At 37.1% G+C, this 11,149-nt stretch carries 15 protein-coding genes and 1 riboswitch; of the genes, 1 reads left to right on the top strand and 14 read right to left on the bottom strand.

Going from position 1 to position 11,149, the window contains the following annotated elements:
- The first annotated feature begins 109 nt into the window (after positions 1–109).
- Complete coding sequence (locus tag ABHC48_RS19430) at positions 110–265, top strand: hypothetical protein (protein ID WP_173770323.1); 156 nt, start codon at positions 110–112, stop codon at positions 263–265.
- A gap of 93 nt (positions 266–358) precedes the next feature.
- Here ABHC48_RS19430 and ABHC48_RS19425 read toward each other — a convergent pair whose 3' ends face one another.
- The 14 genes from ABHC48_RS19425 to ABHC48_RS19360 form a co-directional block, all read right to left on the bottom strand.
- A complete protein-coding gene (locus ABHC48_RS19425) occupies positions 359–517 on the bottom strand; it encodes a rubredoxin (RefSeq protein WP_005339874.1) in 159 nt (52 codons plus the stop codon).
- Between the two features lie 75 nt (positions 518–592).
- Entirely contained in the window at positions 593–1,339 is a 747-nt protein-coding gene (yaaA, locus tag ABHC48_RS19420) for a peroxide stress protein YaaA (protein WP_118583128.1), read from the bottom strand.
- Complete coding sequence (gene bcp / locus ABHC48_RS19415; RefSeq protein ID WP_195478322.1) at positions 1,339–1,794, bottom strand: thioredoxin-dependent thiol peroxidase; 456 nt, start codon at positions 1,792–1,794, stop codon at positions 1,339–1,341. Before bcp ends, yaaA begins: the two co-directional genes overlap by 1 nt.
- A gap of 3 nt (positions 1,795–1,797) precedes the next feature.
- Positions 1,798–2,010 carry a DUF6219 family protein gene (locus ABHC48_RS19410; RefSeq protein WP_005421604.1) on the bottom strand — a complete coding sequence of 71 codons (213 nt, stop codon included), beginning with the start codon at positions 2,008–2,010 and terminating at the stop codon, positions 1,798–1,800.
- A 179-nt stretch (positions 2,011–2,189) separates the two neighbouring features.
- A complete protein-coding gene (locus ABHC48_RS19405) occupies positions 2,190–2,618 on the bottom strand; it encodes a hypothetical protein (RefSeq protein WP_195699409.1) in 429 nt (142 codons plus the stop codon).
- A gap of 4 nt (positions 2,619–2,622) precedes the next feature.
- Positions 2,623–2,835, bottom strand: a complete 213-nt coding sequence (locus ABHC48_RS19400; protein ID WP_195699408.1) for a sporulation initiation factor Spo0A C-terminal domain-containing protein — start codon at positions 2,833–2,835, stop codon at positions 2,623–2,625.
- Between the two features lie 287 nt (positions 2,836–3,122).
- Positions 3,123–3,557 carry a hemerythrin family protein gene (locus ABHC48_RS19395; protein ID WP_019161195.1) on the bottom strand — a complete coding sequence of 145 codons (435 nt, stop codon included), beginning with the start codon at positions 3,555–3,557 and terminating at the stop codon, positions 3,123–3,125.
- Positions 3,558–3,633: 76 nt separating this feature from the next.
- Positions 3,634–3,798: a rubredoxin gene (rd, locus tag ABHC48_RS19390; RefSeq protein ID WP_015524975.1), complete on the bottom strand. Its 165-nt coding sequence runs from the start codon at positions 3,796–3,798 to the stop codon at positions 3,634–3,636.
- A gap of 595 nt (positions 3,799–4,393) precedes the next feature.
- Complete coding sequence (locus ABHC48_RS19385) at positions 4,394–4,873, bottom strand: DUF998 domain-containing protein (RefSeq protein ID WP_243284497.1); 480 nt, start codon at positions 4,871–4,873, stop codon at positions 4,394–4,396.
- The gene (locus ABHC48_RS19380) at positions 4,870–5,580 is read right to left on the bottom strand and encodes an N-acetyltransferase (RefSeq protein ID WP_195699407.1); all 711 of its coding nucleotides are present in this window, start codon (positions 5,578–5,580) and stop codon (positions 4,870–4,872) included. Before ABHC48_RS19380 ends, ABHC48_RS19385 begins: the two co-directional genes overlap by 4 nt.
- Positions 5,581–5,768: 188 nt before the next feature.
- Positions 5,769–6,362, bottom strand: a complete 594-nt coding sequence (locus ABHC48_RS19375) for a TetR/AcrR family transcriptional regulator (RefSeq protein ID WP_195699406.1) — start codon at positions 6,360–6,362, stop codon at positions 5,769–5,771.
- A gap of 91 nt (positions 6,363–6,453) precedes the next feature.
- Positions 6,454–7,221: a zinc ribbon domain-containing protein gene (locus ABHC48_RS19370; RefSeq protein ID WP_195699405.1), complete on the bottom strand. Its 768-nt coding sequence runs from the start codon at positions 7,219–7,221 to the stop codon at positions 6,454–6,456.
- Between the two features lie 358 nt (positions 7,222–7,579).
- Positions 7,580–9,985, bottom strand: a complete 2,406-nt coding sequence (locus ABHC48_RS19365) for an ATP-binding protein (protein WP_195699404.1) — start codon at positions 9,983–9,985, stop codon at positions 7,580–7,582.
- A gap of 74 nt (positions 9,986–10,059) precedes the next feature.
- Positions 10,060–10,135, bottom strand: a riboswitch (cyclic di-GMP riboswitch).
- A gap of 453 nt (positions 10,136–10,588) precedes the next feature.
- A complete protein-coding gene (locus tag ABHC48_RS19360) occupies positions 10,589–11,146 on the bottom strand; it encodes a Uma2 family endonuclease (protein ID WP_195699403.1) in 558 nt (185 codons plus the stop codon).
- Between the last annotated feature and the right edge of the window lie 3 nt (positions 11,147–11,149).

Here is an 11,149-nt window from a genome sequence, read left to right as displayed (position 1 = left end):
TTAGATCCAGTACCTCATTTCTCTACATTTGGAAAGAATTATACCCGCCGTTTCAAAGATACAGACCTTTTTGAGCATATCTTTTCAAAGATTCTGGAAAAAAGCACGGATGGAAATGAAAGCCGGGCTTACCTTTGCATGCATGAATCTGAAAAAACTGGCAAAGATCCTGGAAAAACGAGGTTGGAACACAGCCAGATTTTTGTTGATTTTGAAGAAAATAAAAAGAAAAGAAGTTTTAAAAGAAAAATGGTGCTGGGCATAACACCCAACACCAAGTTTGTCTACAGTCTGAAACCCTGTTGCTCACACGCACCAGGGTTTTTGTTTATCTAGCCGTATTTAAATAATCAGAATTTTATTCAACTTCTGAAAACTGATCTTTTCCAACATTACATAATGGGCATTCAAAATCTTCTGGAACGTCCTCCCACTTTGTTCCTGGTGCAATACCACCTTCAGGATAACCTTCCTCTTCATCATATTCCCATCCGCAAACGTCACATACATATTTCATTAGTTTGTTCCTCCTTCTATTATTATAATAATCAATATTACTGATTACCTTTTATTTAAAATAATCATTCAATCATCATTTTTTCCGTTCAAAAACATATTCTGCATCTGATGATAAATCAGAGCGGAATGAATAGCCTAGTCTATCAAATTTCTTAATATCCTCAGGATTTTCAATTCTGTTTTCAGCCATGAACCTAACCATTTCACCACGGGCCATCTTAGCATATGTACCTTTTGTCACCAGTTTATCTCCTGATAACTCACAAAATGTAATCGTAATGTATCTATCCTGTCGTGTCAGATATTTTTCTATGCACTTAGAGTATTCTTTCGATGCCAGATTGATTATAATCCTGCTGTTATCAATCACTGAGCGGTATAATAAATCTCCCCAGTACTCATACAGATTTTTTGTTTCTCCTATTCCAACCTTCGTCTGCATTTCCAAACGATAAGGCGTCACACCATCCCTTGGTTTTAACACACCATAAAATGCAGATATTATTCTCAAATGCTTTTGTACATACTCGAACTGACTGTCCTCAAACACGGATGGAGCCATATATTGAAAAGCAATTCCTTCATATGATAAGACAGCTGGGGTAAGTAAATGATAAAGATCCATGTTTTCCAATCTATTGAAGTTCTGTTCTGTAATTTTGTCATTACATTTCCAGATAGTCTTCAGTTCTTCTTTTGACTTACTTTTCAACCAACTTTGTATCTCTGTCGTCTTTTCAATAAATTCAGGCAATCCATCCGGCGCTATGCTGTCAGTATCTGTAATCATCTTTTTAGCAGGGGATAATATTATCTTCATTAATCTAATTCCTTGAGCATATTTTCAGGATCATCTGCAGCCTTGACTTTATCATTTGCCTTTATAATAATCCCCTGTTTATCAATAAGATATGTGGTTCTTACTACTCCCATAGAGACTTTTCCATAATTTTTCTTTTCTTTCCATACATCATATGCTTCAATAACTTTCCGCTCTGGATCTGCTAAAAGTGTAAATGCCAATCCATATTTTTCCTCAAATCTCTTATGAGAGGATACAGAATCCTTACTGACTCCAAGAATAACTGCTCCTTTTTCGGTAAACTGAGGGTATCGCTCAGAAAACCCACATGCCTGTTTCGTGCATCCCGCTGTATTATCCTTGGGATAGAAATATAAAATCACTTTTTTTCCTGTATAATCCGATAATCTATGTATTTTCCCATTTTGATCTGGCAACTCAAAATCCGGTGCCTTAACCCCTACTTCCAACATTATTTATCCCTCCCTTTCTGTATCTTTCTCTTTATTCGCCTTTTTCTTCCTATTCCCGGTAATCATTTTATGACCTGTATATATCGCCATTACCATACATAACATAGAACTTAAAGCAAAGTATTTGTGACTTGATTTTTGCTTTTTATATCCAGTGTAAAAAGTCCCAAGCATTGTGATCAATGCTCCTACTGACCAATATTTATGTGCTTTCATGTAATTCCTCCATTTTTTCAGTGTATTCAATTCTAATTATACGCTACCATATTCCTATGTCAATTTGATAATAGAACATTCCTATAAAATTTTTCAAAATATCATTGTCAAAACTATGTATTGTTATCCTTTAATTTTTCTTTGAAATAATTGACAAAAAGCTTGCTTTCAGGAGATTACTATTTAATCTCTTTTCCATCTATATATAGTTGAAATTTATCAGGATTATTGACAACATCATAGTCCTTTCCGTATTCTACAGGTCTATATTCGGCTGTCATTACCGATTCCCCGTCTTCAATATCTTCTTTCCATAAATAGATGTTCATATCAATGCTCGTCGCATATCCTCTGTCTGTGGAGAATTTTGTCGAATGAAAAGAATCATCCTTGTACATCTGCAAAAGTTTTCTTGCAAACGCTTCTCTATCCTCAATATCTTCCCTATTTGCGACCACAGTTATATTTTCATCCCGATTTACAGAAAAAGTTCCAACTACATCTGGTTCGCCTTCTTTATGACTGGATTCAAATTTCCCATAAATACTTCCTGCAGCAATTATCAAGATTGCTGTTCTTGAAATTACTGCAATTATCTTTTTCTTCATATTTTTAATTTCCTTTTAATTTTTTTACTGCGTAATTGATTACTTCTTCCGGTGTAGACCTGTCTCCTTTAAGTGTCATTTTCTTCCATTCTTCCTGCACTGCCGGGTCAGGATTAACAAATCCTGCATCTATGGCTATCTGCATTTCTCTGCGTACTTCTTCTGGTGTTGTGTTATACTTTTCTGCAATCTTCTCATATATAGTTTTCTCTTTCATTCATTTTCCTCAGATATATAAGTGGAATTATATCTTGTTCTATAAAATCAATTTAGCATATTTCTGTTGGCATGAAAAGAGACTTTACAACTTAAAATTGGATAAAAAGGACAAAAAAAGAAGAGCTGCTTGCTCTTCCCATATAGTAGTAGTAAAATAATATGTCATGCCAGCGCAATATATTACCTAGAATATCGCTATAACAGGAAAGGGGCTGCATTATGACAGCCCCTAGTTTACTTCATCACGTTGTCTACATTCTGAGTGAACTCGTTCCCTGGTTTATTTTAGCATCGATCTGGATTTTGTTTCATAAAGATAAATTTTGCCACAGAGCGGTCGTATGTTTTAATGTGTCCAAACAGCCAGTCGATTACATTTTTCTGTACAAGTTCACTGAACCGATCTGTTGGTCCTTCATACTCCTGAAGGTATTCATACAGTTCCTGAATTGTCTTTTTAAACTCTTCATGTTTTTCATAATGTTTTTCACGCTCTGGATAACCGGCTTTTTCCTGAAGTGCTTCTTCTTCTTTAAAATGAAAGTCAGTATACTCGTTAAGATAATCCAGAAGTTTGATTGCCTTTACCTTGCTGTCGCCATTTTGACAGGCAATTACAAAGTTCTGAATACGGTCAATCAATTCTTTGTGCTGTGTATCGATTGTTTTATTTCCTGTTACTAAATTGTCATCAAAGGTAATGTTTAAATCGTAAGTCATAATTTGACCTCCATTTCTTTTATATGTTCTCTTAGGCTCTTTTAATGTCTGGCAGTTTCGTACCTGCATTTTCTGCTTAGTCTTCTACAGGAACGAAAACATCTTTTCCTAATCCGCAGATTGGGCATGTCCAGTCATCTGGAATATCCTCAAATGCAGTTTCTGGAGCGATACCGGCGTCTGGATCTCCTACTGCCGGATCATAAATATATCCACATGGTTCACATTCATATTTTTTCATAGTCATTTTCCCTTTTCAATGTCGATTTATTTTTGTTACCAAGTTCCTAGCAATTTTTCTAACACTTTGTTTCTTATATATCTGTATTATACATGATAATTATTCTTTTGTCAATAATAGTAATTATTATTATTTTTACACTTAGCATAAACTGATATTTGAATTGCACATTTACATATTGTATATGTCATGGGAATAGTTGAATAAAAAAATGAACTCTATTCATTAAAGACAGAGTTGCTGGAAATTATTTCTCTCCAACAACTTTCTTCGTCTTTAAGTCCTTGAAACACAATACTGTCCAATCAGATTCAAGATACGATAAATTACGATAAGATACGATAGGTACAAAATTCCCCAATGCCGCACAAATACTGTATTTCCGGGCTTTTCCGCCTTTCTGTATGATAAGTTCATTATTTGTTAAGAATTTGTTTTTAAATGACGTATTGACTTGTCTGGTTTTTGGGCATATTTTTATGAGAAGCGTATTGTTTTCAATAGTCTTCACAGCTGATTTTTGTTTGTTTACACCATTTTATTTTTCTTTTTTTCCTTTTCACCAGCGGTAGTGTCAAATTTTGCCACCCAACAATTACAGATTATTCAAAGATTTCTTTTTATTGTTTGATTTATGAACCGGCAATTCATCATACATTGCATTGAAAAGTCCAGCCAGGTATTCTTTACTGTCAACATTTTCTACGAACAACATCTCTTTTGCCCCTTCATATGGTAATTCATAAGTCGCAGTTACCATATAAGAAACTGCAGATTTTGTCGGTTTCACAAGTAACCTGTCATCATATATGCCTCCGGCAATTCTGCCCCGATAATATATGATATACTCTCCCATCATTGCACACACCAGAGTACATACATTATACAAGCTGCTTAACTGGTTCCATAACCGAAGCGATGGTGAATTCGATGCGCTAAGATCACTTACCGCCTGTGCCATCCAGTCATAGCCCGGATATGCGAGCGGTGAAAATACAACCGCTGCTGTATATGACAAAAAAGCTGCTACTCCAAGTAATCCGCAATAATTCAATAAACTCTTTTTCTTTATCATACAGCATTCTCCTCACAAAACCATTTCAGATAATCGTCCAAAAGATTCTTATCTGTTTCATAGTTACTGTTCACTCCGTTCACAGTAACCTTTTTCTCTTTATATGGAAACTGCTTATCAAACTCTTCTGCTTCCCTCTCATCTACAAGATAGCTTTCCGGTGTGGCATACTCTCCAGTAATCCCATCAAGATAACCAGGTACAAGCTCTTTGCACAAAAAGAATGATGCATCTTCTCCCTCTGGCAATCCATGATAACGGATACCATACTCGCTTGCCTGCCTGAATCCACTCTTACTGTAAAAATCAATATTTCCTTCAAAGCATAGTGCTCCACAGCCAAGCTCTGCAGTTTTCTCCAATGAGTAATCAAGCAGGATTTTACCATATCCTTTCCGCTTATATTCATTCTTGATACAGATTGGTCCCATCGTCATAATTGGAATATTCCTTCCATCATCCGCTTTAATAGCCGTTCTCATTAACATATTCTGACCGATCAGCTTACCCTCTTTGCCATTTTCATTAAGAAACATCACAAAATCCAGTTCCGGAACAAATGCCGGATCATTTCTGAGCTGATGCAATACATAATGCTCAAGGCATCCTGGACGATACACATTCCAAAAACTTTCTCTTACCAGATTTTCTACTTTCTGATATTCTTCCTTTTTCTCTAAACGAATTATAATATTACTTTTTTCCATTTCTTTTATGTCCTCTCTTAAAAACTACGAGAAACACGCTTTGCGAGTTTCTCGAGTTATCGCGGTGCTCGCCAAATCTGCATGCAAGCATGCGATTTTTCTCGCTACTTGCGTAAATAAAAATCGATAATCCTGATTTTTCAGTATCAGAATTAACGGCTCTGCGTCTTAAGCGTCTGGCTCTTATTTTACTGTTTTATTTCTTCTACAATTTTATCCAGCATATGTTCAAACTGATATTTTACTTTCGCTTTATCTGCAGCTCCATCATACATGCTATAATAGAAAAACATATTTGCATAAAATTTAACTGCAGTTTCTTCTGGATTTTTTATTTCCATATTTTTGAACAGATCCTTCACGTATTCTGCCGGTCCGGATACCAGATATTGCTGATATAAATTCTGCATCTCTTCACTGCGAAACTGCTCTATTGTCAGCATCTTCCGAAACGATGATGCAAAATCATCCTCTGTCCAGTATTCAAACATAGACTTGCTATATTCCACAAAATCATCCAGTGATACGTTCTGATATTCTTCCGGTGTCTTTTCAATACTCTCTTCTGGCACTTCATTCTCTCTGGTTCGCTCACCGTCCTGCTGCTCCATACGGTGCACAATACAGTCAAAAATATCTCTTTTGCTTTTGTAATGACGGTATAATGCCCCTTTTGTCATATCAAGTTCTCCTGCTATCTGGCTGACTGAGACAGCCTCATAACCATCTCTGGCGAACAGATGCAGTGCCACAATTAATATTTCCTCTTTCCTATTACCCATGCGCATTTCCTCCAAAATAAATAAACGACCGTTTACATCTTAATGATAGTAAACGATCGTTTATTTGTCAAGACTTTTCTTTTTGCTTATATTATCTCTTTTTATAAATCAACAGCTCTGGATTTTCACCATTCTTCTCATATGTACATACAAGAATAAAATCCATACTTGCCAGAATACCGAAGCACCTGTCTCCTCCAAATTCAGACTCCAGTTGATTCCCCAGATAGGTTTTCTGATCATCAAGGAATTTCACTTTTTGTCCATTAGGCAGAGTATATTCCAGATTCACATATTTCCCTACAAGTGCATTTAGTTTGTCTACCCTTGGAAGTCCGTCTATATGCAGATCATTTATTTCATTTATCAATTGCATTTTAAATTCTTCAAACTGCCCATTGTCACTAAGTTCATCATACCTTTTCCAGTAATCTAACTTTGGAAGCATTTCTTTCAGATAAGAGCGTGCCTGTTCTTCGGTAAAGTTTTCATTTACCATATTCTTTACACACACATTAATCAATTCATCCATATCATTATATGTGTATGTTCCATCTGCATAGCACCATTTACAATACTCCTCATTTAATGTGCCATCCTCATCACGTCCCAATATGGAATCATCCTCAATTGGCATCCCGCAGCACTGGCAGATCAGCTTTCTGGGTTCTCCCAAAAGCGTATTGATTGAAACATCAAATTCTTTAGATAAGAGCTTAAGTGTATCAGTGTTTGGAACTGTATCTCCATTTTCCCAACGGGACACTGCCTGTCTCGTCACCATAACTTTATTTGCCAGCTCGTCCTGTGACATTCCTCTTTCTGTTCTAAGTTTAAGAATTATCTTTTTTGTTTCCATAGTCGTCACCTCCGTTGTCTTTATCATATCGATAAATCCGCAGTCTGAAAAGCAACCTGCTGTTGCCATAAGCTATCTACATGATTTAATTATCTCTCTTTGGTCATGACTCTTTTTCACTAGGAATTTTTATTATTTTTCGCCTCATTTGTTTCCGCTTAAGTCACTACACAAATAAGCTCTAATAAGCTCTGCTGTTCGTATTCTGCCTCTCGCTTTAGTTGAACCGGTACTTGATGCAGAATTTCTTCCATTTTCCTGGCGTTAAACCAATCACAGGATCCAGCCATGTACAATACTGGTGCATCATTGGTTGGAAAAATATTCCCCACAAAATGTTTATACCGGATTCGTTGATCTATAGCATACTTTTAATCTCCCTGATTACACTTTCCCCCGTCAATGGTTTTGCAATATGTTTATTTATTCCTGCCTTTTTGCTGCGCTCCACATCATCCTGAAAAGCATTTGCAGACATGGCTACAATAGGGATAAGTTTTGCATCAGGACGATTCATTGCACGAATCTGTCTTGCTGCTTCCAGACCATCCATAACCGGCATCATGATATCCATTAATATCAGATCATATTCTCCCGGCTTTGACCGGGCAAAAATATCCACTGCCTCTTTTCCATTCCATGCACAGCGAACTAGCATGCTCTCATTTTCCAATATAAATTGTGCAATTTCCATATTCAATTCATTATCTTCAACAAGAAGTGCTCTTTTCCCTTTCAGTGAAACATTCTCAACGGATGATTCTGGCATTTTTGATTCTCTGTCTGAGGAAATCTGGAACGGCAATGTAATCACAAATGAAGTTCCCTCATCCACTTTACTGGTAAAACAAATCTGTCCTCCCATCAGTTTTACTAACTGGTTGACAATCGTCATTCCCAGACCAGTTCCCATATTTGCTTTCTGTTCCAGTCTGTTCTCCTGTGTAAAAGGTTCAAACAAATGCTCCTGAAACTCTTCACTCATCCCAATTCCATTATCTGTACAGGTAAATTCGAATACTGCGGTCCGGTCATCTGAACTGATTTCCTGGCAGCCAACAATAATCTTACCACCCACATGATTATAATTTACTGCATTACTTCCTATATTCTGCAGGATCTGCTGAAGATGAAGAGGACTTCCAACCAATTGATTATGTATGATATTGACAGCTCCCAGGTTCAGTGAAATTCCCTTTTCATGTCCCTGCATCTCAACAATACCAGTTGATTCCCCCAACACCTTGCGTAAATCGAAAGTTTTTTCTTCCAGCTGCAAGGTTCCGGATTCCATTTTATTCATATCCAGGATATCATTCACAAGATTCAGAAGAAATCCAGATGCTGTCAAGACCTTATCTCTGCACTCCTGCTGTTTTTGCAGATCTCCCGGAAAATGGTTTGCAATCTGCGTAATTCCACGGATTCCATTGATTGGAGTCCGGATATCATGACTCATTCGTCTGAGAAAATCAGTTTTTGAAATATTCGCTTTTTCCGCTTCCTGAGCGATCTTTTTTAACTGTTCCTGATATTCGAACTCCTGCTTTTTTTCTTCCGTAATGTCACGTGCTACATAAAGCACCTCCGTAACAGTTCCGTTTGCATCACGCTGCTTCACAATGAATCGTCCCATATGCCAGTGCCCATCTGTAGCAAGATATTCTCTCGCAATCGTCTCTTCCTGCTGCAGCCTGGCTGCCAGCGTTGTAACCTCAAAAAACTCCCGCATGGTTTTCTGATCCTCTCTGGAAACAACACTTTTCCGTGCGGTACGAAATGCTTCTGAAGCACATCCGTGACTACCTGTCAACCGATGCATTACCTTGCCCCCGACAACTTCTTCAAAACTGTCTGTTCGTAGATCCATAGAATAAATCGTCCAGTAAATCTTTGAAATTGCGGATATGACCGCATTGCTTTCCTGTGCTTCTTTTAGTGATTTTTTCAGAGTAACATTTTCAGAAATATCAAGGAATGTTGTTAGTATTGTTTTTTTTCCGTCTGATGTATAAAAAATTTCCGTCTTCGCAATCGCCGGTGTCAGATGTCCCTTTCCGTCAGGGATTACACATTCATAAGAAACAGCTCCGTCATGGTATCGCATATCCATCAGTTTCTCAATTACATTTTGATTTAAATAGGACACAGCCCCTATGAGTCTGCCCAGATTTTCCTGTGCTTCCTCAATTGTCTCCACTCCATAGATACGCATAGCTTCTGCATTCATATGGACAATCTCATGCTCTGGCAAGGTATAGGACAGCACTCCAACACTTATCGTATCCAGAAGCTCTTTATAATAAGAAATCTGGTTTTTGTTTTCATCCTTTAAATGCTGGTTCTGTTGCAGCAATCGGTTCTCCAGAAGTTTTTCTTTTTCAAAATGGACAATATTTCCTGCTTCCTGATGGTAACCAACAAGCCTGATCATGTTGTCTGGAGATGGGACTCTCCTTCCTGTGCAGCGTATATAAATGACTCCTTTTACAGGATGCATATAACGGTAAACAGCTTCTGATTCATGGCTTTTCAGTTCTTCCATGTAATCCCAGAAGCACTCCCTCTCCTGCGGATAAATATGTTCTGCCACATACTCCATACATTTTTCCGGAGACAGATCTTCTGTAATTCCAAACAGTTCATCTGTGATTTCATCTGTATACAGTCTTGTCTTTTTTCCTTTTTCAGACTCTACTTTCCAGAATCCGGAGTTTCCAGCCTGAAAATATGCCTGTATATCCTCATCGTTCAACTTTATCATAAACATGTCCCTCTCGAATAATATCTTTAGATATACAAATTAAAAGCACTGCCAAACAGACAGTGCATCTCATTTCATGCAACTGGCTGCCATTTTACAGGCCCTGTAGCTTTGCGTCCCAGACTTTCAGCTGGTTTGCCGATTTCCTTATTATAACTTTTAAAATTATGCAAAAAACTGATTTTATTATACTCTCTTACTCCACTTTGCACAAGGAAAATATCACAGCTTTAATGCTAAAAAAAAGAACAGTCGATACATATACTCGAACTGTTCTCCTACCTCCAAAGTCCACGCAGCATTGACATCACTTGAAGTATACGCATAAAAATATTAAGATACTTTCGTTTCCGCAAATATTATTTTCGCTTATGTTATTTTTGGACTTGGAAATATATAAATAATAAAATCAATCTCTCGGCTAAGATCACCGGCTGGATATTTCAGTTTTTCAAATTTTCCAATCAGTTCTGCTACAACAAGTATGTCCCTCATAATTTTTCTGTCGATATGGTATATCGAATGATTTTAAATGATGGTTTGAAGTGGATTGCTGAATACATACCTTATTGTACGGATCCACAAAAACCAGATAGTAAAGCTTCAATCAATATCCGCAAAAATTTCTGCCAGCGCCATACTGATATTCGGGAATTCTTTTAATGTGATTACGGTATCTGCATTATAATGCGCTTCCTCTGGATCATCCTGAAGAATATAACTATAGTTCAACTTATAACTTCCATCTTCCAGGTAGTAGATTTCAACTGCTCTTTCTCTAGGTGACACGATCCAATATTCTTCTACCCCAGCTTTCTGGTATATTTCTTTCTTGTCTGTTTTATCACGCAATGCAGTAGCCGGGCTAAGTGTTTCTACTATAAATTTAGGCACGCCAGAATAGGCACCGCCTTTTAAGTGTTTCCGTTCACACACAATCATAACATCCGGGATTACATAATCATCATTTATTTCAGGATGGTATTTGTAATCCAAGTTCTCAATGAATGCCAGACAAATACTTCCCTGCAGTTTTCCAGATATAATCCGGTATATATTTCCGTTTACGATACCATGCTGATAATTTGGTGATGGCGACATATCATAAATGACACCATTTATTTTCTCTTCCTTTTTGTATTCTTCCTTAAATAATGGCATATA

Origin of the sequence: Ruminococcus sp. 1001136sp1, from assembly GCF_039841815.1 — a bacterium.
In the GTDB taxonomy this organism is placed as follows: domain Bacteria; phylum Bacillota; class Clostridia; order Lachnospirales; family Lachnospiraceae; genus Blautia_A; species Blautia_A faecis.
Note: the sequence above shows the minus strand (reverse complement) of the source record. Positions and strands in the feature narration are given on the sequence as shown.

What these genes read in the sequence shown, in the direction of transcription:
- ABHC48_RS19425 (WP_005339874.1), bottom strand. Translation starts at nt 517, where the DNA reads ATGAAATATGTATGTGACGTTTGCGGATGGGAATATGATGAAGAGGAA.
- rd (WP_015524975.1), bottom strand. Translation starts at nt 3,798, where the DNA reads ATGAAAAAATATGAATGTGAACCATGTGGATATATTTATGATCCGGCA.
- ABHC48_RS19395 (WP_019161195.1), bottom strand. Translation starts at nt 3,557, where the DNA reads ATGACTTACGATTTAAACATTACCTTTGATGACAATTTAGTAACAGGA.
- ABHC48_RS19370 (WP_195699405.1), bottom strand. Translation starts at nt 7,221, where the DNA reads ATGGAAACAAAAAAGATAATTCTTAAACTTAGAACAGAAAGAGGAATG.
- ABHC48_RS19400 (WP_195699408.1), bottom strand. Translation starts at nt 2,835, where the DNA reads ATGAAAGAGAAAACTATATATGAGAAGATTGCAGAAAAGTATAACACA.
- ABHC48_RS19385 (WP_243284497.1), bottom strand. Translation starts at nt 4,873, where the DNA reads ATGATAAAGAAAAAGAGTTTATTGAATTATTGCGGATTACTTGGAGTA.
- ABHC48_RS19410 (WP_005421604.1), bottom strand. Translation starts at nt 2,010, where the DNA reads ATGAAAGCACATAAATATTGGTCAGTAGGAGCATTGATCACAATGCTT.
- ABHC48_RS19430 (WP_173770323.1), top strand. Translation starts at nt 110, where the DNA reads ATGGAAATGAAAGCCGGGCTTACCTTTGCATGCATGAATCTGAAAAAA.
- ABHC48_RS19365 (WP_195699404.1), bottom strand. Translation starts at nt 9,985, where the DNA reads ATGATAAAGTTGAACGATGAGGATATACAGGCATATTTTCAGGCTGGA.
- yaaA (WP_118583128.1), bottom strand. Translation starts at nt 1,339, where the DNA reads ATGAAGATAATATTATCCCCTGCTAAAAAGATGATTACAGATACTGAC.
- bcp (WP_195478322.1), bottom strand. Translation starts at nt 1,794, where the DNA reads ATGTTGGAAGTAGGGGTTAAGGCACCGGATTTTGAGTTGCCAGATCAA.
- ABHC48_RS19405 (WP_195699409.1), bottom strand. Translation starts at nt 2,618, where the DNA reads ATGAAGAAAAAGATAATTGCAGTAATTTCAAGAACAGCAATCTTGATA.
- ABHC48_RS19380 (WP_195699407.1), bottom strand. Translation starts at nt 5,580, where the DNA reads ATGGAAAAAAGTAATATTATAATTCGTTTAGAGAAAAAGGAAGAATAT.
- ABHC48_RS19375 (WP_195699406.1), bottom strand. Translation starts at nt 6,362, where the DNA reads ATGGGTAATAGGAAAGAGGAAATATTAATTGTGGCACTGCATCTGTTC.
- ABHC48_RS19360 (WP_195699403.1), bottom strand. Translation starts at nt 11,146, where the DNA reads ATGCCATTATTTAAGGAAGAATACAAAAAGGAAGAGAAAATAAATGGT.